This is a genomic window from Kribbella sp. NPDC002412 (genome assembly GCF_053592935.1).
Genome location: NZ_JBSFBL010000043.1, coordinates 32,887 through 57,726, shown reverse-complemented (window position 1 = coordinate 57,726; position 24,840 = coordinate 32,887). Strand labels below are relative to the sequence as shown.

Sequence of the window (24,840 nt, the reverse complement as noted above, 5' to 3'; positions counted from 1 at the left end):
CGTCAGTGCTGGGAAGTCTTCGCCGCGTTCTCCCTGAAGGTGTGCCATTTGGTCGGCGGCAGCTCCGGTGGGGCGGGGGCGAGCTGACGGACGATGGTGGCGCCGGGGGCCCAGGCGGCGCCGGGCAGCCTGTCGCCCATGACGTCGGCATAGACCGACCGGATGACCTCGGCCTGTGCGGCCCAGGAGAACCGGTGCTGCAGCTGGGGGTCGTCGGCGATGCGCTTGGCGATGCGGTCGCGGTCGGCGAGCACGTTCCAGACCGCCTGTACGAGGCTGTCCACGTCGCCTGCGGTGTAGACGGCGCCGAGATCGAGCTCGTTGACCAGGTCGGCCTGCGCCGGGGTGTCGCTGGTGATGATCGGCAGCCCCGCGGCGATGTACTCGCAGAACTTGTTCGTCACCGCGATGTCGTGGTTGGGCGCGTGCAGCAGCGGGCTGAGACCGATACTGGCCGAGCGCAGGTACAACGGCACGACCTCGGCGTCGACGAACGGCGCCAGGTGCACGCGATCGTCCACGCCCAGTTCGACGGCGCGGGCGAGCAGCTCCGCGGTGACGGAGTTGGCCCGCGCGACGATCGCGAGGTGGACCTCGGGCAGCTGCGGCAGCGCCTCGACGACGGTCCCGACGCCGCGGGCGCGGTTGACGCCGCCGCCGTACACCAGCAGCGGGACGTCTTCGGGCAGCCGCAGCAGCTCGCGCAGCCCCGTGACCTCGGCGTCCTCCGGCGGCTCGACCGGCGCGTTGAGGACGACGTCGGGCAGGCTGGCCAGCTTGTGGTCGCGCTGCAGCCAGCGGGCCAGCGGCTCGGACACCGTGATGACGCGGTCGGCGTCGCGGATGAACTCGCGCTCGAGGTCGCTGTACGCGGCGACCCGGCGCGGGGCGACCACCGGCACGCCCGGGATGTACTCGTGGGCGTCGTAGATGATCTTGATGGTGCGCCCGTCCAGGGCCGCCCGGTGCGCCGCGCGGGCCGCGATGCCGAGCATGAACACGTCGTGCACGTGGATGACCTCGATCTGGAGGCGGTCGAGCAGCGGGCCCAGGGTCAGCTCCTGGTCGACCACCTCGGGCATCACCCGCCGCCAGCGGCCCGACGGCAGCCGGCGGTGGAGCGCGAGCAGCCGCTCACGCCGCTTGCCGATGCCCAGGTCGGTGAGGTCAGCCGTCTTGTGCTTCGCCCGCCGGACGAAGTACGCGCGGGCCTGCAGGATGGCGCGGTGCAGCCGCAGCGACCGCCAGCGCGCCGCCCGCTGCAACCGGTCGAGGGTGAACCGACCGGCCGGCACGGACGAGCCGGATTCGCCGCCGGTGCGCTCGTGGTCGCGGCGGTCGCGGCCGCGGTCGGCGCGCAGCTCGCGGCTGGCGTACTGCCAGCGGCCGTAGGCCAGCAGGTACTCGGCCTCGGTGCTGAACCACGGCTTGAGGTTGGCCTTGATGGTGGCCAGCCGCTTGCGCCATCCCGTCACCAGCACCTTCGACTGGATGGGCGGGCACACCACCTGCACCTTGCCGAGCCGGCGGATGCCCCTGAGCTTGCGCCCGGGGATGCCGATGCAGGTGACGTCGAGGTCCCAGTTGGCCACCGTCTGCGCGTACTTGAGCACGCGGGCGTCGACGACGATGTCGTTGCCGGCCATCATGACGACCTTGGGCCGGACCCCCGGCGGCTTCCAGTCGGCCGGCACCATGCTCGGCTGCTCGACGAACGCGGCCAGCGCCTCGGCCGAACGGCGGCCGTCGTGCACCTGCTCGACGAAGGCCGATCCGCGCGCGGCGATCTCGCGGCCCCGCTCCGGGTCCGCGATGAGGTCGAGCACGACCTGTTCGACGGTGTCCGGCGTCGCATCGACGACGGGCAGCTCGAGCCCGGTGTCGGCGGCCACACGGTCGCGGACGTGCGAGGCGATGTGGCCCACCACGATCCGGCCCGCCGCCATCGCCTCGCACGCGGCGACGCCGTAGCTACCGACGCGGAACTGGTCGAGGACGATGTCGGCGTCACGGTAGACGGCCGGCATGTCCGCCGGGTCGACACCCTCGACCCGGCGGTAAGTGATGAGGCCGCGTTGGGCGAGACGCTCCATGATCGGGTCGATGAGCTCGGAGCCCTTCATGGCCGACTTGCTGGGCGCGTGGGCCACCACCGGCTTCTTGTGCTCGAGCACCGGGGCGTCGCTGCGCCAGGTGTCGACGTCGACGACCACCGGGCACCAGACGGCGTTCGGCACGTAGTCGAGGAGGTCGGGCGTGGAGACGTAGACCGAGCCCGGGTAGGACGTGAACAGCTCGACCGCCCGGGTGGCGTTGCGCTCGAGCAACTCGACGCTCTCGTCCTCGAGGTCGGGGAACGGCGACCACGGCTCGAGCTCGACGTGCCGACTCGGGATGCGGACGTCGGAGCCGTGCGCGATGAGCCCCAGGTGCAGGCCCTTGGTGAGCAGGTACTGGATGTCGCCGGACGCGTCCGGTCCGTGCAAGGGGCCGAAGATCGGCCGCGCCGCCTCGATCAGCACGTGCGTGTAGTTGCGCACGACGTGGTTGTAGAAGTTCAGCTGCCACCGGCGGTTGCGCCGGTACGTGCGCGCCGGGACGCCGTAGTCGACCGGGTAGTCGAGGACGCCCCGGAAGAAGGCGAACGAGGTCGCCTTCGCGCTCGGCACCCGCTCCTCGAGCGCGCGTGACCACCGGGTGCCCTGACCCGCGAAGTTGGCCGGGCCCACCAGCAGCCGCACCGGCGCGTCGAGCCGCGCCGGCATCCCGTCCCGGGCCGGCCCGCTACCCGGCCGGTCGTCTCGGCGTCTGTCTGTCTTCCGATCCACTGTGTTGCCCCCCACGCGCCTGCCAAGATCGCATCGCGGTCTTGACAATTGCGGACTATACCGGTATTTGGGCAGACGTATGCCCCCGGTGTGTGCGGTTGGTGGTGCTCATCCCCTCCGTGTCCAGCGAACCCAAGAGGTTGCCTCGGACTCACTGGATAGATGCCGCGAACGCCCCATTTGGTTGCCAGGCATCGCGGACTTTCTTGGTTACTTCACCTCATCACCAGGTTCAGGAGGTCGGTGCCGAGGTTGCGGAAGGCGTCCTCGTCCAGGCGGTAGGCGACGAAGCGGCCCTGGCGTTCGGCGGTGACCAGGCCGGCCCGGGTCAAGGCGCGGAGGTGGCGGGTGACCTGCGTCGGGTGGAGTCCCCAGAGGCCGGCGATCTCGCCGGCGGTGCGCGGTTCGCTGGCCACCGCCCGGCAGACGAAGAGGCGATCCGGAGCGGCGAGGGCTTCCAGGCGGGCGCGGACCTGCTGGGCGGTCGGCACGGCCGGACCGCGGTCGGCAGCGGGATAGATGACGGTGAGCGGCTCCCCCGGGACCTCGCCGAGGAACAGGTGCGGCGCGATGAAGTTGCTGGGAACAAGCAACAGCGAGCGCTCGCCCAGGTCGATGCGCTTGTTCTGCACTTTCTGGACCAGCAGGCTGTCCTTGTCCCGCACGCTGATCGCACCGTCGAGCGAGCACAGCATCGCGGCCACGCCGGCGCGGATCGCCAGGTCGCGATCCTGACGGCCGCGGGCGGCCAGGGCGTCCCGGGACTGCTCCCACACCTCCTCGAACCACTCCGACCAGCAGGCGTCGAGCAGGTCGAGGAACCGCCGTACCGGTTTGGCCGGATCGTTCAGCAGCGCCTCGACGAGGTCGCCGACGGCTCGGCCGCGACTCCTGGCCCAGCGCAGTACGGCGTCCGTGTCGGTGGCCCGGCTGCTCGACGGCAGGCCGCGCAGCGGGCGGATCAGGTCGGCCGCCAGGTCCTCGGGACGGCGCGACCGCAGGGCGGCCATCTCGTCCTGCCAGGTCGGCAGGCCGGTCGCCGTACTCGTCGCGAAACAGCGTGAGCGGATCGCCCGCACGGTCCACGTCCACTGCGCGAGCTCGGCCCGCAGGGCGTCGGACAGCGGTACGGCGGACGCCCAGTCGGTCCGGCTGTGGTGGCGTGGCTCGGCCAGGACGTGCAGGGCGCAGCCGAGCTCGATCAGCGGCGACGCGACATGGCGGATCCGTTCCGGATCGAGCCGGCTGATCCCGGCGAGCACGTTGGGCAAGGGCGGGCTCAGTCCTTCAGCTTGAACTCGAGGTCGGTCTCCCAGTCGTTCAGGTCCGGGACCTCGCGCGGGTCGGACCGGTAGATCTCGAGCCGAGCCGTCCAGTTGTTGCCGTTGGCATCCCACTCCAGGCCCTGCTCGGTCGCCCACGCGAGCAGGTCGCGAGTGGCGCCGAGCAGGCCGTCCGGGTGGCCGTGGTGGGTGGCGGTCACGTACCGGCCGGCCGGGAGCACGCCGGCCACGATCTCCCCCTCACCGTGGTGCAGGTCGTCGACCGGGAACCCGACCTCCATCACGAGCCCGGCTTCCATGTCGACCACGTCGTACTTGAAGAACGGAGCGTCGTTCGGAGCGATCTCGTGCGCGGCCAGCCAGGACACCACCTCACCCATCCGCTCGGCGAACGCGCCGATCCCGTCCATCGCGACCTTCCCCCGCAACGCGACGTACGGCCGCTCCTCGCGCTTCACGATCTCCGGCATCCCACGACCTCCCGACTCGACGCTCCCCTCAACTTAACGCCTGCGCAGGACTGGCGCCTGCCAGGCTCCCGGGCGTCTACTGAGGTGGGGGTGATCGCGATGATCCGGATCAAGGTGCTGGCGGTGGCGGTCGCGGTGGTGTCGTTGGGGTTGCCGGTGCCGGCGTCTGCCGAGCCGACGACGCCGTTGACCTATCCGGCAGGGAGTACGGCGACGCGGTTCACCGGGCTCGCGTTCGACACGTGCACGGCGCCGACGGTCGCCCAGATGACGGCGTGGAAGGCCTCGCCGTACAAGGCGATCGGGATCTACATCGGCGGGATCAATCGCAGCTGCGCGCAACCGCAGCTCACCCCCAGCTGGGTCAGCAGCGTGACACGGATGGGCTTCCGGCTGATCCCGATCTACCTCGGCTACCAGGCGCCTTGCACGTTCCGGACCAACGCCGTGAAGATGACCGCGCCGTCCGCCACCTTCCAAGGCGGCCTCCTGGCCAGGGATGCGGTCAACACGGCCCGGGCGCTCAACCTGCTGGCGGGCAGCGCGATCTACTTCGACCTGGAGCACTACGAGGCCACCGACGCGACCTGCAAGACGACGGTGCTGCGCTTCTTGTCGGCGTGGACGAAGGAGCTGCACCGGCTCGGGTTCCTCTCCGGGGTGTACGCACACCAGAATTCGGGCGCCCCGCACCTTGCGTCGGCGTACAACTCCACGTCGTACGCCCGGCCCGACGCGCTCTGGATCGCCCGCTGGGACGGCAACAGCTCGCTCACCGGCTGGCCGACCGTGCCCAACTCCTTCTGGGCGGTCGGTCAGCGAGGCAAGCAGTACGTCGGCGACCACAACGAGACGCACGGCGGCGTGACGCTGAACATCGACAGCGACCGCTTCGACGCACCGGTGGCGAGCGTCTGGTACACGTACACGGTCCGAACCACGATCCACTCCTACGCCGGCCCGTCGACCGCCTACCCGGTCCGGTCCACGATCGCCGCGAACGCCGGCGTACGGATCGTGTGCCAGACCTTCGGCCCGAAGATCGGCACCACCACGGTCTGGAACAAACTGATCGACGGCACCTACGTGACCGACTACTACGTGCGGACGCCGAACAAGACCGGCTACTCCGCGCCCATCCCCGGCTGCAGCAATCCGTTCCAGACCACGATCAACAACCTGACCCGGCGACACGGACCGGGTACGTCGTACGCCGCCTACCCGAGCCCGTTGCCGATCGGGTCGCTGGCGTGGGTGACCTGCCAGCGCGCCGGCTCCAGAGTCGGTACGACGTCCGTCTGGGACCGACTGAGCGACGGCAGCTGGGTCACCGACTACTACGTCGCCACCACGAGCAAGACCACCTACACCGCACCGCTCCGGCGCTGCTGACTCACCGCGCCCACGACGGCTGAACCGTCGTGCCGTCCGCCATCGTCCCGGTGAAACCGGCGGTGACGGCGACGTACAGCTCGGCCGCGCCGGCGCCCAGGTTGGTCAGCCGGATCGGCTCGCCGGCGGCGACCACGACGGCGTCGCCGGGACCGAGCTTGTCGCCGTCCGGGGTGACCTGCACGGTGCCGGTGAGCACCATGAACACCTCGTCCCGGTCGACCGTGTGCGGCTGATCGCCGCCGGCGCCCGGCTCGACGGTGAGCTTCCAGGTGCACAACCCGGCCGAGCCGAGGCTCGGTCCCGCCATGACCGTGAACCGGACCCCGGGCAGCTCGAACACCGGCGCCTCGTCCGCTCGAACGACCTGCATGGCCCCTCCTTAAGATAGTCAAGCTGACTTGACCAAGTCAGCTTGACTATCATGGGGTCCATGACACGATCTGGCAAGCCTGATTTCGGGATCCTGCTGTTGCTGGCGGACCAGGAGTTCGTCCGCGCGCTGCGGGCCGAGACGGCCGCGCAGGGGTTCGACGACCAGGGCCGGTCGGACGGGTTCGTGCTGCGCACGCTGGGCGCCGGGCCGACGAGTATCAGCGGGCTCGCGGAGCGGCTCGACATCACCAAGCAGGGCGCGAGCCAGATCGTCGATGACATGGAACGGCGCGGGTACGTCGAACGGCGTCCCGACCCGTCCGACGCCCGCGCGCGGCTACTGCAGCTGACCCCGAGAGGTGAGGCGGCGCTCAAGGCGGCCCGGAAGTTCCACCAGGCCTACGAGCGCAAGCTCCGAAGGCAGTACGGCGACGACGCGATCGACACCGTCCGCGCCGTACTGACCTCGATGGCAGGTGAGGCGCAGGTGAGCACCCCACACTTCAGAGCACTGATGTTCTAGCTGAAGTACTTGGAGAAGTAGTCGTGGGTCGGCCAGGTCTTCACGCCGTTGGCCGCGGTCCACATCGCCGCGTCGATGTCGGCGTACGACTTGCCGTGGCGTCGTCGCGGCGGTTGAAGATGGCGGCCCAGCTCATCCCGGCGGAGGTCCGGACCAGCAGGCTGTAGGTGCCCGGCAGGCTGCCGGTGTGCCAGGTGTTGCGCCCGGTGCCGCCCGAGGTCGGACGCACCTGCCAGCCGAGGCCGTAGTACCAGCCGTTGCTGATTCCGGTCTCCGGCTTCGCCCAGATCGCGTTCAGCGAGGTCGCGTTCAGCACCGAGGACGACGCGTCGAACATCCGCGCCCAGCGGACCAGGTCCGGCGCGCTGGCGATCCAGCCGCCGTTCGCGTCCTGGATCCGCATGCTGAACGTCCCGTACGGCGACGGCACCGTCGCGCCGGTGTCGTCGAGCACAGTCCTGCCGGTGTACTGCGACTCGTACGGCAGCTCACCGGTGTGCTTGGCGATGCTCCAGCCGAGCGCCATCCGCTTGATCTTCAGCGGGGTCAGCAGCTTCTGCTGGACGTAGGACGCATAGCTCATCCCGCTGACCTTCTCGATCACCCGGCCGGCGAGCACGTAGCCGAAGTTCGAGTAGACGACCTTGGTGCCCGGCGCGTGGTTGATCTTCTGGCCGGCCATGTACTTGATCACGTCGGCGTGCTTGAGCTCCATCGGCACGTTCAGCGCCCTGGCGATGGTGGCGTCCTTGAAGTTCGGGTCGCCGGACAGGTCGCGGTCCCAGCCGCCGAGATGCTGCAGCAGCCGCTTGATCGTGACCGACGACCAGCGCGCGTCCCGGGTCTGGCCGGTCGGCGGGGTGATGGTGAGGATCTTGGTGACCGGCGTGGACAGGCTGAGCTTGCCGTCCTGCACCAGCTTCATGATCGCGGCCGCGGTGATCGACTTCGACACGCTCGCGATCCGGAACAGCGAGGTCGGCTGCACGTCCAGCGTGGTGGACGTGCTGTAGCCACGGGCAAGCACCAGGCGGCCCTTGTAGGTGACCGCGAGCTGGCCGCCGGTGACACCGCGGGCCTGCATGAAGGTCTTCATCTGGGTGTCGAACCCGGCCAGCGCGGAGACCGCGGTGCCGGTGGTCTTCCAGGTCGCGGCGGCATCGGCGGAACGACCGAGCAGCGTCGTACCCACGCCGGTGCCGACGGCGGCGGCCGCCCCGGTTGCGACAGCAAACTTCCCGAGGTTGCGGCGCGACAGCTCCACGAATGTGTTCTCCTTCAGGTGTTCTGGCAGGGGGCAGTGCCTGAGGAGTCTCTCATCGCGCGGGTTCGTCCTACGGCTCGTCGACCACCGACGCGTACGAGATCACACCGCGGCGGATCTGGTCGACGACGGCCCGTGCGGTGGAGCGCAGCGCGCTGTCACCGGCGGCGTCGGCGACCTGCTCGGTGAGGTCGATCAGTTGCTTCACCCAACGAACGAAGTCGCCCGCGGCGAGGTCGGACTCGTACAGCACCTCGGCCAGCGAGGCGCCCGACGCCCAGCGGAACGCCGGCCAGCAGAACCCGAGATCCATCGACCGCAGGAAGTCGACCCGCATGTCGCGCTCCAGCGCGGACAGGTCCCGCCAGATCGATCCCATCCGCTCCAGCGCCTGCCGTACGTCGCCGCGCGGCAACCGTGGTGACGTCGGCTCGTCCTTCGCCCGCGACTCGTAGACGAGCGCAGCCAGGCACGCGGCCAGCTCGGGCACCGTCAGGTCGTCGAACACGCCCTGCCGCAGGCACTCCGCGGCGACCAGGTCGAGCTCGGTGTAGATCCGCGACAGCCGGTCGCCGGCCTCGGTGGTCTTGTCGCCGTCCAGGTAGTGCAGCGCGTCCAGCACCTGGCAGACCCGGTCGAACTGGCGGGCGATGGTGTTCGTCCGCTGCTCGATCTTGCGCTGCACGTCGCGGTTCTCCCGGTCGAGCCGGAAGTACCGCTCGGCCCAGCGGGCGTGGTCCTCGCGGTCCGAGCAGCCGTGGCACGGATGCGCACGCAACTGGGCCCGCATCTCCTGCAGCTCGGGGTCGTCCGCGTGACTGACCGCGTCGCGGCCGCGGGCGCGCGACGGCGGCCCGTCCTCACCCAGCATGTCGGTGTGGTTCCGCAGCACCTGGGCGAGCTCGCGCCGCTGCTGCGGGTTGCGCGGGTTGAACTTCTTCGGGATCCGCAGCGACCCGATCGCCTCGACCGGCGTCGGGAAGTCGATCATCGACAGCTTGCGGACCTGCCGGTCCAGCGTCAGCACGGTCGGCCGCGGGCCCTCCCGCTCCGAGCGCATCCCCGGGTCGAGCACCAGCGCGAACCCCGCGCTGCGGCCGGCCGGGATCCGGACGATGTCGCCGATCCGCAGCTTCTCGATCGACTCCTGCGCCTCGATCCGGCGGTCCAGCTTGCGCCGCTTGGACCCGGACGCCTCGCGATCACCGATCCGCCGGCGCAGTTCGGCGTACTCGAGGAAGTCGCCGAGGTGGCAGTCGATCGACTCCTTGTAGCCCTCGAGCGCCTCGGTGTTGCGCTGCACCTGCCGGGCCAGCCCGACCACGGCCTGGTCGGACTGGAACTGCGCGAACGACAGCTCCAGCATGTCCCGCGCCCGGGTCCGGCCGACCTGGCGGACCAGGTTGACGGCCATGTTGTACGACGGGGAGAACGACGAGCGGAGCGGATACGTACGGGTGCTCGCCAGGCCGGCCACGGCGCGCGGGTCGAACCCGGGCTGCCAGAGCACGACCGCGTGCCCCTCGACGTCGATCCCGCGCCGCCCGGCCCGGCCGGTGAGCTGGGTGTACTCCCCCGGCGTGATGTCGACGTGCGCCTCGCCGTTCCACTTCGACAGCTTCTCGAGCACGACGGTGCGGGCCGGCATGTTGATGCCCAGGGCAAGCGTCTCGGTGGCGAACACGACCTTGATCAGGCCGCGCGCGAACAGCTCCTCGACGACCTCCTTGAAGGCCGCCAGCATGCCCGCGTGGTGCGCGGCGATCCCGCGGCTGAGCGCCTCGGCGAAGTCGTGGTACCCGAGCACGCCGAGGTCCTCGTCCGGCAGGTCGGCGGTCCGCTCGGCCAGCACCCGCTTGATCTCGTCCCGCTCGTGCGGCTTGGTCAGCCGCAGGCCGGACCGCAGGCACTGCAGCATCGCGTCCTCGCAGCCCTTGCGGGAGAAGATGAAGTAGATCGCCGGCAGCAGCGCGCCCGCGTCCAGCTCCTCGACCACGTCGGACCGGTACGGCGTGAAGTGCGTCCGGCTGGGCCGGTTCTTCGGCAGGTCGCGACGCCGGCGCGGCTTGCGCGAGTCGTCGCGGAAGACCCGGTTGTCGTCGCGCGCGATCCGGACCAGCTGCGGGTTGACCAGGTCCTTCAGATCGGGTTGCGAAGCCTTGGCCGGGTTGCCGGACCTGGCCTTCGCAGGTGCGCCGACCCTCGCGGTCGGCGCTTCTCCGGCGAACAGGTCGTGCAGCCGCTTGCCCACCATCACGTGCTGGAACAGCGGCACCGGCCGTTTCTCCTCCAGGACGACGACGGTGTTGCCGCGGACGGTCTCCAGCCAGTCGCCGAACTCCTCGGCGTTGCTCACGGTCGCGGACAACGACACCACCGACACCGAGTCGGGCAGGTGGATCAGCACCTCCTCCCACACCGCGCCGCGGGACCGGTCGGCCAGGTAGTGCACTTCGTCCATCACGACGTACGACAGTCCGAGCAGGGTGCTGGATCCGGCGTACAGCATGTTGCGCAGCACCTCGGTCGTCATCACGACGATCGGGGCCTCGGAGTTGATCGAGTTGTCACCGGTGAGCAGGCCGACCTTGTCGGCGCCGTACCGGCTGACCAGGTCGGCGTACTTCTGGTTGCTCAGCGCCTTGATCGGGGTGGTGTAGAAGCACTTCTGTCCCCGCTGCAGGGCCAGGTGGACGGCGAACTCGCCGACCAGCGTCTTCCCGGACCCGGTCGGCGCCGCCACCAGCACCTGATGCCCGTCCTCCAGCGCCGCACAGGCCCGCAACTGGAACTCGTCGAGCTCGAAGTCGTACAGCCGCCGGAACTCCACGACAGCCGGATGCTCCTGGTCCGAGCGAAACACGGCGTACTTCTCGGACGGAGTGCTCATACCCCCAATCTATGCGACAGCACCCCCAAGGAAGGTCGCGGCGTGGTCGAGGGCCACGTCGGCCTCGTCCAGGAGTCCGGCCATGAGTGGGTAGACGTGGGGTGCGCCGGCTATGACGTCGAGGCTTACGTCGACGTCTTGGTGCGCGGCGTGGGTGGTCAGGCGGAGGGCGTCGTCGAGGAGGACTTCGGCGGTGCCTACCTGGATCAGGAGGGGTGGGAGGCCGGTCAGGTTGGCCAGGAGGGGGCTGGCCAGGTCGTGCTTGGGGTCGTGGCCGGCGAGGTAGTGGTCGGCGTACGCCTGCATGTGCGCGCGGCTGAAGAGCGGGTCGTAGTCGCCGCGGCTGTCCATGCTCGCGCCGGACAGCGTCAGGTCTGTCCAGGGTGAGAAGACGGCGGCTGCGGCCGGCAGCCGGAGGTCTTCGCGGCGCGCGGCGAGCATGGTGGCGAGGGCCAGCCCACCACCCGCGGAGTCGCCGGCGATCAGGATCGGACGGCCGGTCTCCAGGAGTGCTTTGTACGCCGCCAACGCGTCATCGAGCGCGGCCGGAAAGGGATTCTCCGGCGCGAGCCGATAGTCGAGAGAGACCGCTTGGAAGCCGGTACGACGGGCCAGCGGGGCCGCCAGATTCGCGCCGGTGCGGGCCGAGCCGACGACGTAGCCGCCGCCGTGCAGGTAGAAGATCACCGCGTCGCCATCCGCACCGGCCACGTTGACGTCCAGCGCCGGGACGCCGCCCAGCGTGCGCCGCGTCAGCGTGACGTCGTCGCCCAGCGGCCGGTCCGCGAACAGCTCGTCGAACTCGGCCCGCTGCTGCGCCACGGTCCGGCTGAGGTCGCCCTTGGTGATGATGGCTCGCGCCGCGGCGCGTTGTTCGTAGGTCATCGTCATCCTCCGCTGGATGATAGATTCCGAGGAATATAGTTCCTGGTAACCAGATTCCTCAGCAGCTCATTCCCAAGGATGCCGAGTGACCGATCTCACAGCCCTGTTCACGGACCTGGTCCGGCTGGAGACGCGGCTCTACAACGTGCTCGACGCCCGGCTGAAGGCGGAGCACGACCTGCCGCTGGGCCAGTTCGAGTTCCTCCGCTTCATCGCGACCCGCGGATCGGCCCGCGTGTACGACCTGGCCCACGAGATGGCGATCACCGTCGGCGCGACCAGCAAGGCCGTCGACCGGCTCGAGTCCGCCGGCCGCGTCCGCCGTACGGCGAACCCGGACGATCGGCGCTCGTCGCTGGTCACGCTCACTCCGGAAGGCGAGCGGATCCTCGCGGCGGCGGGCCCGACCGTCGAGGCGGAGCTGCAGACCTGGGTCGGCTCGATCCTGCCGGCCGAGGTCCTGGACAACCTCGCGGTCAGCCTGTCGATGCTCCGCCAGCGCGCGGAGGCGGATGCGCGGACGTCGCGGGTGTGAGTGCCGGACGCCCAGGCCATCACAATCGCGGTCGCAGCACCCGGCTCACGCTCACCGGAGCGCAGGTCGCGTAGTTGTGATGGCCCGGCGGTCCGTCTTCTCAGGCGAAGACGGTGAGCGCGCCCGGGGCGATCGTGATGTCGACCGGGAGCGGGCCGAGCAGCTCGCCGTCGGCGTACGCGGTGATACCGGGCGACTCGATCCGGACCGACTTGCCGCGCAGGGTCACCAGCCGGGGGTCGCCGACGTGCGTGCCCTTGGCGAGCTTCGGGAACAGCTGCAGCAGGGTCAGCCGGGAGATCGGCGAGATGATCGTGACGTCCAGCAGGCCGTCGTCGATCTCGGCTCCGGCGCAGATCTGCAGTCCCCCGCCGTACGTCGGCCCGGTGCCGACCGCGACCAGCATGGCCCTGGTCTCGATCACCTGGTCGTCGACGGTCACGACGTACTCGAGTGGGGTGAAGGTGCGGAGCTCGGCGAGGGTGGCGACGGTGTAGCGGGAGTTGCCCTTCGGCCAGCTCATCGCGTTGGCGCGCTTGTTCACCAGGGAGTCGAACCCGCCCGCCACGACGGTGGTGATGTACTCGTCCTTGGCCACCGCGAGGTCGACGGCCCGGGTGTTGCCGGCCACGATCAGGTCGGCTGCCGCGGCCGGATCCTTCAGCGGTACGCCGATCCCGCGCGCGAAGTCGTTGCCGGTGCCGGCCGGGATCACGCCGAACGGCATCCCGGACTTGGCCAGCACCTGGGCGCCGAGGTGGATGGTGCCGTCGCCGCCGATCAGCGCGACCGCGTCGGCGCCGGAGGCGATCACGTCGGCGGAGATCCGGCCGACGTCCTCGGCGCAGGTCGTCGAGTACTCGTCGACGGTGAGCCCGGCAGCCTCCAGGCGCCCGCGCACGATCGGGGCCACCCGGGCACCGAGGCCCTTGCCGGAGGCCGGATTCACCACCAGCGCGATCTTCCTGCTCATCAGTCGGCCAGGAGCTCTTCTGTCTTGCGGGCGCGCCGGCGGTCGTTGAGCCGCGAGATCACCTCGGCGATGAAGAACAGCACGCACATCGGGATCGCCAGCAGGCACATCGTGAACGGGTCACCGGACGGGGTCGCGACCGCCGCGAACACGAAGATGACCAGGACGATGTACGGGCGGAACCGGCCCAGCGCGGCGCCGGGGACGATGCCCAGGATGTTCAGCAGCACGACCACCAGCGGGATCAGGAACGCGACCCCGAAGACCAGCATCGTGCGCAGCACGAAGTCGAGGTAGTCGGGCAGCTCGACCAGGTTCTGGATGTCCAGCGGGGTGAAGCCCAGCAGGATCTCGATGCCCTTCGGCAGCGTCCAGTAGGCCACCCAGATACCGCCGGCGAACAGCGGGGTGGCGAGCGCGGAGAAGACGTAGGCCCACTTCCGCTCGTTGCGGTGCAGGCCGGGCGCGATGAACGCCCACAGCTGGTACAGCCAGACCGGCGCGGCCAGGATCAGGCCGAACAGCGCCGAGATCTTGATCCGGAAGGTCAGCGCGTTGCCGACGCCGGGGAAGGTCAGCTGCGGGGTCTTCGTGTTGCCCGCGTCCTTGGCCATCTCGGCGACGCTGGTCAGGAACGGCTTGGTCAGGAAGTCGAAGGCCTGGTTGTAGAAGATCCAGCCCACGACGGTCCCGGCCACGATCGCGAGCACACTGATCACCAGCCGGTTGCGCAGCTCGATGATGTGCTCGCGCAGGGTCATCCGACCCTCGTCGTCCTTCGGACGGCGTTCCTTGGGTTCTTTACGCCGTCCGATCTTCACCAATGACACCGGCGGGTGCTCGGCTCAGTTGGCCGTGTGGGTCGGCGGCAGGCCGTCGCCCGGCGCCTGGCCGTTCACCTGGTTCGGCTGCTGGGCCGCCTGCGGCTGCGCCTGGGGGGCCGCCTGCTGGGTCGGCGCCTGGGCCGGCTGGTTGGTGCCCTCGGTCAGCTCCGGCTCCTTCTTCTTCGGGCCGACCTCTTCCTCCCAGATCTTCTTCGACTTGCCGAGCTGCTTCACCAGAGCCGGCAGCTTGGCCGATCCGAACAGCAGCACGACGATGGCGAGAATGATGAGCCACTCCGCGCCCTGGGGCATGCCGATGAGTGGTGCCATGTCGATCTCCCTTTCACAAAACTTCTTAGTCGAGGCTCAAGCGTGAGAACGTGGGCCGAATACTACGCCGGTGCTCGCTCATCCTCGCGGGTCTGTCCAGACCCGGCCGTGGACATCGCGGCATCCAGCTTGGACTGGGCGGCGACCAACTCACGCGTCAGCGCCTTGCCCTGGCCCCACAGCTTCTTCGCGAGCAGGGCGAGGACGAGCAGCCACACCGCCACCACACCGAGGAAGAGCAGGAACCAGTACATACCCAGGAGCCTAGCCGGTTCCCGGTGATCGCCCACTCCTCGCGGGGAGTCTCGGTGGACAACGGTGCCGGAACGTGATGGTAAAACCGGGTGTCGCGCACGCGACGCGGCCTTCGGGCTGCCGGTCGGCCGGTGAGCGGGCAGACTGCTTCCGCGAGCGTGCGAGCACGGAAACTTTCGGTACGGCGAGGGGACGGCTGGATGTTGCGGATCGGGGTCGAGGAGCGGCGGGCGCGGATCGGCCGGCGGCACCGGCTCGGGCCGGACGTCCAGGCCGCGGACCCGGTCGAGGCGGCGGCGTCCGTCGTGGCCCTGCACGCCACCGATCCCGCCACGGTCCACTTGTCCGTCGCCGCCCGAGTACCAGGCAGTGAGGTGGCGGGCACGGAGCGTGCACTGTACGACGACCGGACGCTGATCCGGATGCTCGGCATGCGCCGTACGGTGTTCGTCGTACCGACTGAGTTCGCGCCGGTGGTGCAGGCGGCGTGCACGGACGACATCGCGGTCAAGCAGCGGAAGTTGCTGGTCAAGCACCTCACCGAGGCGGGGATCGCGCCGGACGTGGACGCGTCCGGGAAGTGGTTGCGGGCCGTTGAGGAGTCGACCGCGACCGCGCTGACGCTGCGTGGGTCTGCGACCGCTCAGGAGCTGTCTGCGGACGAGCCGCGGCTGCGGAGCCGGCTCAGCATGGCGGAGGGGAAGGCGTACGCCGCTCAGCCGTATGTGACGAGCCGTGTGCTGTTCCAGTTGTCGGCTGAGGGGCGGATCGTGCGTGGACGCCCGCTCGGGACGTGGTTGAGCAGCCAGCACCAGTGGTCGCCGGCGGAGGACTGGGTGCCGGGCGGACTTGGTGACAAGCTCGCGGCCGAGGAGGCGCGGGTGACGCTGGCTCGGGCGTGGCTGTCGTCGTTTGGCCCTGGTACGGCGGCTGATCTGCAGTGGTGGGCTGGTTGGACGGGCGGTCAGACGAAGAAGGCGCTGGCTGCGGTCCAGGCGGTCGAGGTGGACCTGGACGGGCAGGTCGGGTACGTGCTGCCGGGTGACGAGGCGCCGGAGGTCCCGGTGGAGCCGTGGGTGTCCTTCCTGCCGGCGCTGGACCCGACGCCGATGGGCTGGAAGGACCGGGACTGGTACCTCGGCTCGCACAAGGCGAAGCTCTTCGACAACACCGGCAACGTCGGCCCCACGGTCTGGGCGGACGGCCGCATCATCGGCGGCTGGGGCCAGCCCGAGTCCGGCGAAGTCCGCTACCAACTCCTGGAAGACGTCGGCTCCGACACGCTCGCCCTGGTCGAGTCAGAAGCCGCCCGCTGGACCGCCTGGCTCTCCGGCGTCCGCGTAACGCCCCGCTTCCGCGCTCCCCTGGAAAAACAACTCAGCCAGGGCTGACCCCACCCCCACCCGGCATTCGAGGGGATATCCCCTCAACTTGCGCCTTCTCCGGTCGCATACGAGGGGAGAAGGCACAACACGAGCGGATATCCCCTTGAACGAGACCTGGGTCAGGACAGGTTGTCGTACGCCGAGAGGGCCTCGCGGGCTGTGGCGGCTATTTGGGTGGAAAGGTTGGGTGGGTCCAGGACCGTGGCGGCGCCGCCGAGGCGGAGGACGAGGCGCTGGAGCCAGCCGGTGTCGGCGACGCGGAGCTTGACGATCAGGGAGTTCTCCGGGCCTTCCTCGACCGACTCGTTCGGGTAGTACTCGGCGACCCAGCGGGCCGGCGGCGCGAGCCGGATGGTCGCCAGCAGGTCCCGCTCGGACGGCTGGAACATGCCGTTCGACAGGTCCCGCGGCGTCGCCTCCGGCGGCGGCTCGCTCGGCAGCTCGAGCAGCTTCACCGCAGCGATCCGGTCCAGGCGGAACAGCCGCACATCCTCGGCCAGCCGGCACCACGCTTCCAGGTACGTGCGTCCCTCGGAGACGACCAGCCGCATCGGGTCCACGTCCCGCTCGGTGGTCTCGTCGCGCGACGGGACGTCGTACGTCAGGTGCAGGCGTTTCTTCCCGGCCAGGGCCCGGTTGACCGTCTCGGCGATCTCCGGCGCGGCCGGCTCGACGTGCACATGGGCCGCCGCACCCTCGCTCGCCGCGGCGGCCTCCCCCGCGGCGCGCTCGAGCTTGGCGATCGCCCGGTCGACCGCGTCCCGATCGCTCCCGGCGGTCACCTCGCGCAGGGTCCGGAGCGCGGTCAGCAGCGCCAGCGCCTCGTCCGCGGCCAGCCGCAGCGGACGGGCCAGGTAGTCGGCGTTGTTGATGTGGATGACGCCGTCACCCTCGGCCGCCTCGATGTCGATCTCGATCAGATCGCCCATCTGCGCCCCCGGCAGCCCGCAGAACCACAGCACCTTCAGGTCCGCGATGATCTGCTTCGGCCGGACGCCGAACTCCTTGGCGACGTCGTCGACGCGAGCACCGTCGTTCTCGCGCAGGTAGGGCACCAGTGCCAGCAACCGCTGCACCTGGTCACGCGCATTGCTCATACCCCGGCCACCGTCCGGAGCCGCCACAGCACACCGTCCAGTACGTCGCCTGGGCCCTCCACCACCGCGTCCGGGCCGTACGACGCGATCTCCTCGGCCAGCACGCCGGAGTCGGCGTACGGGACGTGCAGGAGGTCCCAGCCCTCCTCGTACGGCTCAATGGCGTTCGCACGGCGCCGCAGGCTGACGCATGAGCCGGTGCGGGCCCGCACCTTCGCCTCCGACGTCGGCCGTGGCGGCGCGAGCTCGGACACCAGCGAGCGCAGGTCGGTGCCCTCCGGCACGGTGAACGCGCCCGGCTCGCCGACCGTCTTCACGTCCCCGCCGATCCGGGACAGCCGGAACATCCGGGTCGCCTGACGGTCCCGGTCCCGGCCCACGACGTACCAGCGACCGTGCCAGGACACGATCCCCCACGGCTCCAGGGTCCGCGTGGTCGGCTCCGACGCACCGCTGCGCAGGTGCTGGAACCGTACGGCGGTCCGGCTGACCACAGCCGACCACAGCGGGTCGAAGGCCGGCTCGGACGCGCCGACGTGCGGCTCGATCGCACTCAGCGCGGACTGGTCGGTCTGGATCCCGGCCGCCTTCAGCTTGAGCACGGCCGACGTGGTCGCCTCGGCGAGGCTGGCGTGCTGCCAGACCCGGGCGGCGACACCGAGCACGGCGGCCTCGTCCGGCTCCAGGTGGACCTCGGGCAGCTCGAACACGTCCCGGCGGATCCGGTAGCCGACCTCGTCGGAGAAGAACTTGTCGATGGTGCCCATCTCGATCGGGATGCCGAGGTCGCGCAGCTCGTCCTTGTCCCGCTCGAACATCTTCTCGAACGCGTCGTCGGTCTGGCCCGCGTACCCCTCGACCACTTCGCGGATGCGTTCCTTGGTCACGTAGGTGCGCGCGACCAGCAGGCAGATGACCACGTTGAGCAGTCGCTCACTCTTCCGCGCCGACACCCGACCACCTTACGGCCTGAAAGCGTCAAACCCCGCCCTCCCGCACCGAAATCTTCGAACACACCTTCGAGGCACTACAGTCGGCGTGTGATTCGGTGGCGCGACGGTGTGGTGCGTGAGATCGGACGGAGCTGGGCGGGCGCTGTCGAACTGACAGTGACGGTCGGCGAACAGACTGTGCGCGCGCTCGCCTACCCGGAGCTGGTCGGTACGCCGGTGGCCGGCGACCGGGTGCTGCTCAACGTCGGCGCGCTCGACAAGGGTCTGGGGACGGGCGGGTACGCCTTGGTGGTCGCCGTACCGGACCGGTTGCCCAAGGACCCGCCAGAACACGGGCACCTGGTCAAGGCCCGCTACACGCCGCTGCAGACGATGGTGCTGGGCGCGGACGAGCAGGACTCCCCCGACCACGACGTACTGCGTGATGCGGACGACCTGTTCCGTACGCCGGTCGTCGTGGCGGACCTGCACTCGGCGCTGCCCGCCGTGCTGGCCGGTGTGTATGAGGCTCGACCGACCACGCGGGTCGTGTATGTGATGACGGACGGTGGGGCGCTGCCGCTGGCGTTCTCGCGGACTGTGGCAGCGCTGCGGGACAGCGGGTGGCTGAGCGGGACGGTGACCGTTGGACAGGCGTATGGCGGGGATCGGGAGGCTGTCACGGTCCACACCGGGCTGCTGACCGCCGTACACGTGCTGACGGCGGAGCTCGTCGTACTGACGCAGGGGCCGGGCAACCTGGGGACTGGGACCCGGTGGGGGTTCTCCGGGGTGCAGTCGGGTGAGGCGGTCAACGCGGTCGGCACGCTGGGCGGGCGGGCGGTGGCGTCGCTGCGGATCTCCGAGGCCGACCCGCGGCCACGACACCGAGGCATCTCGCACCACAGCCTGACTGCGTACGGCCGGGTGGCGTTACAGCCGGCGGATGTCGTTGTACCCGACCTGCCGGGTGAGTTCGGCGACGCGGTCCGGGACGCCGCCGAACCGCTGAAGGCCCGGCACCGCGTCGTACGCGTGGGTGTGGACGGCCTGTACGACGCCATGCGCGCAGCGCCGGTGAATTTGTCGACGATGGGCCGCGACCTGGACGCCGACCGCGCCTACTTCGAAGCGGCCGCCGCAGCAGGCCGCCACGCCGCCGGCCTCGTGGACGTGCCGTGATCATCACTGCCGCGAGCTTCCCGACCCCCGAGTTCATCAAGACGACGAACAACCCGGCGGTCTGGGACCAGAAGGCACGGTTCGCCGATCTCCAGGCGGCTGCCGCCAACCAGGCGCTGGAGAGGTTGAGCGGGACGCTCGACCGGCTGACGGCGCCGTACGAGCGCTCCATGGCCTTCGTGCAGCTCTACCGCGACCTGGCGGAGTGGCGGTATCGCCTCGCCCACACCGCGGAGGGTCAGAGCCCCGGTGCCGAGCTCGAGCAGTACCACCGCCCGATCGGTGGCCATCAGATGCTGGACCGCTTCGGACCGGGCCGTCGGAGGGAGCTGACGACCGACCGGGCCACCGGCCTGGTGGTGCGGGTCGCCGAGACCCCAGGCAGCCGCACGTCGGCCCGGATGGGCGCACTCATCGAGGCGCGGTTCCAGGCCGAGGCGCCACCGCGCGTCGAGATGTTGCAGAACCACGTGCGGTTGCCGGACGGCCGGACGATCCCGGGGAACGTGCTGATGCGCGGGAGCGCTGCCGCCGACGCGTACGGCATCCCCGTTCCTCCCGAAGGGATCTGGTGCACGATGACCGGCGCCGAGGCCGATCGGCGCACGATGACCGGCGCCGAGGCCGATCGGCGTGCTCTGCAGCGGGAGGCGTTCACCGTGCTGGGCGACCTGGAGACGCAGCGGGCCGAGGGCCGAGCGGACCTGGTCGCGGATCCGGACGCGCGGCGGGCGTTCGCAGCGGCGGAGTACTACCTGTACCAGGGGCCCGAGTACCAGCGCGGAGGGGACGCGACGATCAGGGTCCTGCTGGCCACCTCGCACGCCCGCATCTTCGATGCGGCGCCGAAGCTGCCGCACGACATCGACCTGATGGCGTACGTCGCCGGGCAGGACGAGTTCCACAGGCACGTGGAAGGCACTCAGGCAGTGCTGTCGGCCGGTGCCCCCGTCCAGGCTGACCCGGGTCGGCAGCCGGCGGCTTGGCGGCAGCAACAGCGTGGGGTAGCGCCGGAGCGAGGGTGATCGGTGGGGGTACGTCCACCTCGGGTGTGGTCGCAGTACTCCTGATGCTCGGGCTTTCGGCGGCGACGCTGGAAGCATGGCAACCACCACTGCAGTCGAAGCCCCGCTGACAGCCCGTTGGGCGACCCTGATGTGGTTGCTCGCCATCGGTGCGGGGGTTGCGGAATCCGTCCTCGGGGCGATCCAGGCGGACATCTCCCTCCCAACTCTCGCGGTCCAGCTCGCCGTACGCGCCCTCGTGTACGGCGCTCTCTTCGTCACCATCGACCGCTACTTCCGCCACGGCGTCCCGTGGTCCCGCTACCTCCTCGCCGGTCTCCTAGGCACTGTCGGTCTCGCCTCCCTCGTCTACGAACCCATCACCTGGCTGGCCGACCACGACCTCACCGAGCTCACCTGGTCTCCCGCGTTCTTCCTCTCGGCAGGTCTCCGCACCATCCACCTGAGCGCCCTGCTCGCCGCCCTCGCCCTCACCTTCCACCGGGACACCAACCGCTGGTTCCGCCGACAAACAGACCGAGAGCCGGTCCCCCAACGTTGGGAGACCGGCTCTCGGTAGGTGCTTGAGTTACTGACCCTGCTGCTTCGGGGCCGGGAAAGCGTTCAGCACGTCGATGACGGCGAAGGCGCTGACCGTCTTGCCGGAAGCGTCCTTGGTCGGGGGGAGCTCGACGAGGACTCGGCTGCCGATCGGGATGCCGGCGAGCGCGTCCAGCGGGCCGGACTGGCCGTTCGGGCCGGGGCCCACCTGGAGCTGGTCGGTCGGCGCGCCGGGCTGCGCGGGCTGGCCCTGAGCGGCGGGCTGGCCGTCCCACGTGCTGGCCTGCTTCTTGCCGGTGTAGTCGAACACGACGTACCGGCCGATCAGCTGGCTGCCCTTCTCGATCGGCTTGCCCTTGCCGGTCGCGAACACGACCGGCTTGCCCGGCTTCGCCGGCGCCTTACTGCCGGCCGGGACCGTCACCTTGGGCTCCGCGTTCAGCGCGCCGGTGACCTTGATCGCACTCGCCGTCGAGGCCGCCGGAGTGGCGTCCAGCGGGGTGTCGTTGGCGGCCGCGCCGACCAGGTCGACGACGAAGATCAGCGTGTCGTCCTTGGTGATGCCCGCCTTCTCGTTGCCGCCGGACGGGCCGTAGCCCTTGTCGGCCGGGATCGACAGCATCACGCGGCTGCCGATCTTCTTGCCGACCAGGCCCTCGTCCCAGCCGGCGATGACGCCGCCGACCCCGATCGGGAACGACGCCGGCGCACCGCGGTCGTAGGAGTTGTCGAAGACCTTGCCGTCCCGCCAGATCTGGCCGAGGTAGTTCGCCGTGAGCAGCTCGCCCTTCTTGACCGCCGGCCCGTCGCCCTCCTTGAGGACCTCGGTCACCAGGGTCTTGTCCGGGTCACCTTCGCGGTGGGTGACGGTCGGCTTCTGGCCGAACTCCGAGGTCACCTTGACCCCGCCGGCTCCGAACTCCGGTTCGTCGGAGCCACAGGCGGCCAGCCCGGACCCGAGCGCGACCACCGCGACCAGACTCAACAACTTGCGCACGAAACGAGCACCTCGAAACATCCCGGCGCGATCCGCGCCGCTCGACTCGGAGGGCAGACACCCTCTCGGGGGCAACAACGCGCCCACCCTAGCCTGCGCACGCAAAGACCCCAGCGCCCGGTCGCGTCACCATTGCGTCACACCACGTACAGTGACAGCCATTTCGTCGTACGGCGGGGCGCCGCACCCTCACATGCTGGCGATCAGCTTCTCGACGCGCTCGTCGTGGGACTTGAACGGGTCCTTGCACAGCACGGTCCGCTGGGCCTGGTCGTTCAGCTTCAGGTGCACCCAGTCGACGGTGAAGTCGCGGCGGCGTTCCTGCGCGCGCTTGATGAACTCACCGCGCAGCCGAGCCCGGGTCGTCTGCGGCGGCACCGACTTGGCCTCGAAGATGCGCAGGTCGTCGACCACCCGGGTGACCGCGCCCTTGCGCTCGAGCAGGTAGTACAGCCCGCGCGGCCGGTGGATGTCGTGGTAGGCCAGGTCGAGCTGGGCGACCCGCGGGCTGGCCAGGCCGAGGTTGTTCTGCTGCCGGTAGCGCTCGATCAGGCGGTACTTGATCACCCAGTCGATCTCGCGCTCGATCCCGCTCAGGTCGCCGGACTCGATCGCCTTCAGGGTCCGCTCCCACAGCGACAGCGCCCGCTCGACGGCCGGCGTCCCGAGCTCGCGGCGGTCGACGAAGTCGCGTGCCTTGGTCAGGTACTCCGTCTGGATGTCGAGGGCACTCGCCTCGCGGCCGTTGGCCAGCCGGACCTCGCGGCGGCCGGTCATGTCGTGGCTGATCTCCCGGATCGCCCGGATCGGGTTGTCCAGGGTCAGGTCGCGCATCACGATGCCGGCCTCGATCATCCGCAGCACCAGGTCGGTGCTGGCCACCTTGAGCAGCATGGTGGTCTCGGACATGTTGGAGTCGCCGACGATCACGTGCAGCCGGCGGAACCGCTCGGCGTCCGCGTGCGGCTCGTCGCGGGTGTTGATGATCGGCCGGGACCGGGTGGTCGCGCTGGAGACCCCCTCCCAGATGTGCTCGGCGCGCTGGCTGACCGAGTACACCGCGCCGCGTGGGGTCTGCAGCACCTTGCCGGCGCCGCAGATCAGCTGGCGGGTGACCAGGAACGGGATCAGCACGTCGGCCAGCTTGGCGAAGTCGCCGTGCCGGCTGACCAAGTAGTTCTCGTGGCAGCCGTAGCTGTTGCCGGCCGAGTCGGTGTTGTTCTTGAACAGGTAGACGTCGCCGAAGATGCCCTCGTCGTGCAGCCGCTTCTGCGCGTCCACGAGCAGACCCTCGAGGATCCGCTCACCTGCCTTGTCGTGCGCGATCAGGTCGGTGACCGAGTCGCACTCACCGGTCGCGTACTCCGGGTGGGAGCCCACGTCGAGGTAGAGCCGGGCCCCGTTGCGGAGGAAGACGTTGCTGCTCCGCCCCCAGGACACGACGCGCCGAAACAGGTACCGCGCCACCTCGTCCGGGGTCAGTCGGCGCTGACCGCGAAAGGTACACGTGACGCCGTACTCGTTCTCCAGACCGAAGATTCGCCGGTTCACACACCCACACTACGTGGCAGCTCCGACAACCGGGTCAAGTCTCAGGCGCGCCGTTGTGCGGCGTTACCCCTTTGATGTCAACCGACTGCGAGTGGAGCGCTCTCCGGACCGGTGGGTGGATCTTCGGGTGGAGGTCGGACCGACAGTAGTGACGGTGCGGGTTGCGACTGCCAGCGTCGGCGTCATGAGGAGACGAACCTTCACCGCCGTACTGGCCTCGACGATCCTGACCGGGGCGTCGCCTGCCTTCGCCCGTGGCGGTGACCTGACACTGCGGCTGCCGGCGCCGACGGGAGGATTCTTGGTCGGTACAACGAGCATGGCTCTGGTGGATCGTGATCGCGCCGATCCGTGGAACGGCGCTGGTGTGCGCGAGCTGATGACCACGGTCTTCTACCCGGCGGCCGACGTACGCGGATGTCGTCGGGCTCCGCAGCTCACGCCGGCTGCAGCCGCGGTGTTCAAGGGGCTCGACGCCGGCCTCCTGCATCCCGAACTGCCGACCAGCGGGGTCGACTGGGGCGCGACGATGACGCATGCGTACGTCGGTGCGCGTCCGCTGCCTGCACGGCGTCCAGTCCTGCTGTACAGCCCTGGTGGCGCGGATCCTCGAACAATCGGCACATCGGTAGCGGAGGACCTCGCCAGTCACGGCTACGTGGTGGTCACGATCGACCATCCGGGTGAGGCGAGCGAGGTCGAGTTCCCGGACGGTCGGCTGCGGACGATCGAGGTGCCGCCGGAGGTTCAGACCGATCCGGTGCTGTCTCGGACGATGATGAGCACGAGGTTCGCGGATGTGGAGTTCGTGCTCGGTCAACTGTCGTCGCTGGGCGTGCCGGTGGATCTGCGGCGGGTCGGGATCTATGGGCACTCGGCGGGCGGCGCGACTGCGGCGGTCTCGCTCGACGATCCTCGGATCCGGGCAGCGGTCAACCTCGAGGGGTACCTGGATTCGCTGGACGGTGAGCTGTATCCGATCGCCGTGCACGGCACTGACAAGCCGCTGCTGCTGGCCGGGACTGACGGGTTTCGCGACGATCGCTTCGACCGGACCTGGGCCGCCCTGCTGGCTCACGGCGGACCGGTCCGGCGGGTGGAGCTTGGGGACGCGAACCATTGGGTGTTCACCGACTACGCCGCGCTGACCCCGCAGTTGCAGGCGGCTGGACTGGTTACGCCGTCGGCACGGGCTCGGCTGATTGGCAGTACGTCTTGCGGGATCAGCGCCGTACGCAAGCTGGTTCAGGGATTCTTCGACCGGGCGCTGTAACTTTCCGGCGACGCAGTGCATCGACGTGGGC

23 protein-coding genes are annotated in these 24,840 nt (G+C 69.8%); 8 read left to right on the top strand and 15 right to left on the bottom strand.

Translation table 11 applies throughout. The features are described 5' to 3' along the window. Nucleotides 1-2: 2 nt before the first annotated feature. The 3 genes from ACWCOV_RS29615 to ACWCOV_RS29605 form a co-directional block, all read right to left on the bottom strand. A complete protein-coding gene (locus ACWCOV_RS29615) occupies nt 3-2,828 on the bottom strand; it encodes a glycosyltransferase (protein WP_449832603.1) in 2,826 nt (941 codons plus the stop codon). Between the two features lie 215 nt (nt 2,829-3,043). Next, nucleotides 3,044-4,090: a DUF5937 family protein gene (locus tag ACWCOV_RS29610; RefSeq protein WP_449832635.1), complete on the bottom strand. Its 1,047-nt coding sequence runs from the start codon at nt 4,088-4,090 to the stop codon at nt 3,044-3,046. A gap of 17 nt (nt 4,091-4,107) precedes the next feature. After that, nucleotides 4,108-4,581 (bottom strand): GyrI-like domain-containing protein, encoded by a 474-nt coding sequence (locus ACWCOV_RS29605; protein WP_449832602.1) that lies wholly within the window; start codon nt 4,579-4,581, stop codon nt 4,108-4,110. 99 nt (nt 4,582-4,680) lie between these two features. Between ACWCOV_RS29605 and ACWCOV_RS29600 the strand changes: the two genes are divergently transcribed. After that, nucleotides 4,681-5,973, top strand: a complete 1,293-nt coding sequence (locus ACWCOV_RS29600; protein WP_449832601.1) for a glycoside hydrolase domain-containing protein — start codon at nt 4,681-4,683, stop codon at nt 5,971-5,973. Nucleotide 5,974: 1 nt separating this feature from the next. On the opposite strand, the gene ACWCOV_RS29595 is transcribed toward ACWCOV_RS29600, so the two are convergent. Continuing rightward, nucleotides 5,975-6,346, bottom strand: a complete 372-nt coding sequence (locus tag ACWCOV_RS29595) for a cupin domain-containing protein (protein ID WP_449832600.1) — start codon at nt 6,344-6,346, stop codon at nt 5,975-5,977. 60 nt (nt 6,347-6,406) lie between these two features. On the opposite strand from ACWCOV_RS29595, the gene ACWCOV_RS29590 reads away from it, so the two are divergent. Further along, nucleotides 6,407-6,871: a MarR family winged helix-turn-helix transcriptional regulator gene (locus tag ACWCOV_RS29590; protein ID WP_449832599.1), complete on the top strand. Its 465-nt coding sequence runs from the start codon at nt 6,407-6,409 to the stop codon at nt 6,869-6,871. A gap of 40 nt (nt 6,872-6,911) precedes the next feature. On the opposite strand, the gene ACWCOV_RS29585 is transcribed toward ACWCOV_RS29590, so the two are convergent. The 3 genes from ACWCOV_RS29585 to ACWCOV_RS29575 all read right to left on the bottom strand — a co-directional run bounded on the left by ACWCOV_RS29585 (nt 6,912) and on the right by ACWCOV_RS29575 (nt 11,916). Continuing rightward, nucleotides 6,912-8,135 carry a serine hydrolase domain-containing protein gene (locus ACWCOV_RS29585; RefSeq protein WP_449832598.1) on the bottom strand — a complete coding sequence of 408 codons (1,224 nt, stop codon included), beginning with the start codon at nt 8,133-8,135 and terminating at the stop codon, nt 6,912-6,914. 70 nt (nt 8,136-8,205) lie between these two features. Further along, the gene (locus ACWCOV_RS29580) at nt 8,206-11,025 is read right to left on the bottom strand and encodes a DEAD/DEAH box helicase (RefSeq protein ID WP_449832597.1); all 2,820 of its coding nucleotides are present in this window, start codon (nt 11,023-11,025) and stop codon (nt 8,206-8,208) included. Between the two features lie 9 nt (nt 11,026-11,034). Further along, nucleotides 11,035-11,916, bottom strand: a complete 882-nt coding sequence (locus ACWCOV_RS29575) for an alpha/beta hydrolase fold domain-containing protein (protein ID WP_449832596.1) — start codon at nt 11,914-11,916, stop codon at nt 11,035-11,037. A gap of 79 nt (nt 11,917-11,995) precedes the next feature. On the opposite strand from ACWCOV_RS29575, the gene ACWCOV_RS29570 reads away from it, so the two are divergent. After that, entirely contained in the window at nt 11,996-12,445 is a 450-nt protein-coding gene (locus ACWCOV_RS29570) for a MarR family winged helix-turn-helix transcriptional regulator (protein WP_449832595.1), read from the top strand. Nucleotides 12,446-12,545: 100 nt separating this feature from the next. Here ACWCOV_RS29570 and ACWCOV_RS29565 read toward each other — a convergent pair whose 3' ends face one another. The 4 genes from ACWCOV_RS29565 to ACWCOV_RS29550 form a co-directional block, all read right to left on the bottom strand. After that, a complete protein-coding gene (locus ACWCOV_RS29565; protein ID WP_449832594.1) occupies nt 12,546-13,418 on the bottom strand; it encodes a diacylglycerol/lipid kinase family protein in 873 nt (290 codons plus the stop codon). Further along, nucleotides 13,418-14,179, bottom strand: a complete 762-nt coding sequence (tatC, locus tag ACWCOV_RS29560; protein ID WP_449832593.1) for a twin-arginine translocase subunit TatC — start codon at nt 14,177-14,179, stop codon at nt 13,418-13,420. The genes ACWCOV_RS29565 and tatC overlap by 1 nt, the downstream gene beginning before the upstream one ends. An 84-nt stretch (nt 14,180-14,263) precedes the next feature. Then, on the bottom strand, nt 14,264-14,572 hold the full coding sequence (locus ACWCOV_RS29555) for a twin-arginine translocase TatA/TatE family subunit (protein WP_449832592.1): 309 nt from the start codon (nt 14,570-14,572) through the stop codon (nt 14,264-14,266). Between the two features lie 62 nt (nt 14,573-14,634). Further along, nucleotides 14,635-14,826: a hypothetical protein gene (locus tag ACWCOV_RS29550; protein WP_449832591.1), complete on the bottom strand. Its 192-nt coding sequence runs from the start codon at nt 14,824-14,826 to the stop codon at nt 14,635-14,637. Between the two features lie 201 nt (nt 14,827-15,027). On the opposite strand from ACWCOV_RS29550, the gene ACWCOV_RS29545 reads away from it, so the two are divergent. Next, a complete protein-coding gene (locus ACWCOV_RS29545; RefSeq protein WP_449832590.1) occupies nt 15,028-16,218 on the top strand; it encodes a winged helix DNA-binding domain-containing protein in 1,191 nt (396 codons plus the stop codon). A gap of 113 nt (nt 16,219-16,331) precedes the next feature. On the opposite strand, the gene ACWCOV_RS29540 is transcribed toward ACWCOV_RS29545, so the two are convergent. Further along, nucleotides 16,332-17,309 carry a helix-turn-helix transcriptional regulator gene (locus ACWCOV_RS29540; RefSeq protein WP_449832589.1) on the bottom strand — a complete coding sequence of 326 codons (978 nt, stop codon included), beginning with the start codon at nt 17,307-17,309 and terminating at the stop codon, nt 16,332-16,334. Further along, entirely contained in the window at nt 17,306-18,262 is a 957-nt protein-coding gene (locus ACWCOV_RS29535) for a helix-turn-helix transcriptional regulator (RefSeq protein ID WP_396357454.1), read from the bottom strand. Before ACWCOV_RS29535 ends, ACWCOV_RS29540 begins: the two co-directional genes overlap by 4 nt. Before the next feature lie 87 nt (nt 18,263-18,349). Here ACWCOV_RS29535 and ACWCOV_RS29530 point away from each other — a divergent pair, with 87 nt between their 5' ends. The 3 genes from ACWCOV_RS29530 (at nt 18,350) to ACWCOV_RS29520 (ending at nt 21,007) form a co-directional block, all read left to right on the top strand. Beyond that, the gene (locus tag ACWCOV_RS29530) at nt 18,350-19,423 is read left to right on the top strand and encodes a DUF3866 family protein (RefSeq protein WP_449832588.1); all 1,074 of its coding nucleotides are present in this window, start codon (nt 18,350-18,352) and stop codon (nt 19,421-19,423) included. Further along, nucleotides 19,420-20,448, top strand: coding sequence for a hypothetical protein (locus tag ACWCOV_RS29525; RefSeq protein ID WP_449832587.1), 1,029 nt, complete (start codon nt 19,420-19,422; stop codon nt 20,446-20,448). The genes ACWCOV_RS29530 and ACWCOV_RS29525 overlap by 4 nt, the downstream gene beginning before the upstream one ends. A 76-nt stretch (nt 20,449-20,524) precedes the next feature. Then, a complete protein-coding gene (locus ACWCOV_RS29520) occupies nt 20,525-21,007 on the top strand; it encodes a hypothetical protein (RefSeq protein ID WP_449832586.1) in 483 nt (160 codons plus the stop codon). A gap of 9 nt (nt 21,008-21,016) precedes the next feature. Here ACWCOV_RS29520 and ACWCOV_RS29515 read toward each other — a convergent pair whose 3' ends face one another. Beyond that, nucleotides 21,017-21,985 (bottom strand): FKBP-type peptidyl-prolyl cis-trans isomerase, encoded by a 969-nt coding sequence (locus ACWCOV_RS29515; protein ID WP_449832585.1) that lies wholly within the window; start codon nt 21,983-21,985, stop codon nt 21,017-21,019. A 189-nt stretch (nt 21,986-22,174) separates the two neighbouring features. Continuing rightward, complete coding sequence (gene pafA / locus ACWCOV_RS29510) at nt 22,175-23,536, bottom strand: Pup--protein ligase (RefSeq protein WP_449832584.1); 1,362 nt, start codon at nt 23,534-23,536, stop codon at nt 22,175-22,177. 184 nt (nt 23,537-23,720) lie between these two features. Here pafA and ACWCOV_RS29505 point away from each other — a divergent pair, with 184 nt between their 5' ends. Further along, nucleotides 23,721-24,809 (top strand): alpha/beta hydrolase, encoded by a 1,089-nt coding sequence (locus ACWCOV_RS29505; RefSeq protein WP_449832583.1) that lies wholly within the window; start codon nt 23,721-23,723, stop codon nt 24,807-24,809. Nucleotides 24,810-24,840: the final 31 nt, after the last annotated feature.

What these genes read in the sequence shown, in the direction of transcription:
- ACWCOV_RS29555 (WP_449832592.1), bottom strand. Translation starts at nt 14,572, where the DNA reads ATGGCACCACTCATCGGCATGCCCCAGGGCGCGGAGTGGCTCATCATT.
- ACWCOV_RS29565 (WP_449832594.1), bottom strand. Translation starts at nt 13,418, where the DNA reads ATGAGCAGGAAGATCGCGCTGGTGGTGAATCCGGCCTCCGGCAAGGGC.
- ACWCOV_RS29575 (WP_449832596.1), bottom strand. Translation starts at nt 11,916, where the DNA reads ATGACGATGACCTACGAACAACGCGCCGCGGCGCGAGCCATCATCACC.
- ACWCOV_RS29550 (WP_449832591.1), bottom strand. Translation starts at nt 14,826, where the DNA reads ATGTACTGGTTCCTGCTCTTCCTCGGTGTGGTGGCGGTGTGGCTGCTC.
- ACWCOV_RS29590 (WP_449832599.1), top strand. Translation starts at nt 6,407, where the DNA reads ATGACACGATCTGGCAAGCCTGATTTCGGGATCCTGCTGTTGCTGGCG.
- ACWCOV_RS29600 (WP_449832601.1), top strand. Translation starts at nt 4,681, where the DNA reads ATGATCCGGATCAAGGTGCTGGCGGTGGCGGTCGCGGTGGTGTCGTTG.
- tatC (WP_449832593.1), bottom strand. Translation starts at nt 14,179, where the DNA reads ATGACCCTGCGCGAGCACATCATCGAGCTGCGCAACCGGCTGGTGATC.
- ACWCOV_RS29540 (WP_449832589.1), bottom strand. Translation starts at nt 17,309, where the DNA reads ATGAGCAATGCGCGTGACCAGGTGCAGCGGTTGCTGGCACTGGTGCCC.
- ACWCOV_RS29580 (WP_449832597.1), bottom strand. Translation starts at nt 11,025, where the DNA reads ATGAGCACTCCGTCCGAGAAGTACGCCGTGTTTCGCTCGGACCAGGAG.
- ACWCOV_RS29505 (WP_449832583.1), top strand. Translation starts at nt 23,721, where the DNA reads ATGAGGAGACGAACCTTCACCGCCGTACTGGCCTCGACGATCCTGACC.
- ACWCOV_RS29605 (WP_449832602.1), bottom strand. Translation starts at nt 4,581, where the DNA reads ATGCCGGAGATCGTGAAGCGCGAGGAGCGGCCGTACGTCGCGTTGCGG.
- ACWCOV_RS29520 (WP_449832586.1), top strand. Translation starts at nt 20,525, where the DNA reads ATGGCAACCACCACTGCAGTCGAAGCCCCGCTGACAGCCCGTTGGGCG.
- ACWCOV_RS29545 (WP_449832590.1), top strand. Translation starts at nt 15,028, where the DNA reads ATGTTGCGGATCGGGGTCGAGGAGCGGCGGGCGCGGATCGGCCGGCGG.
- ACWCOV_RS29595 (WP_449832600.1), bottom strand. Translation starts at nt 6,346, where the DNA reads ATGCAGGTCGTTCGAGCGGACGAGGCGCCGGTGTTCGAGCTGCCCGGG.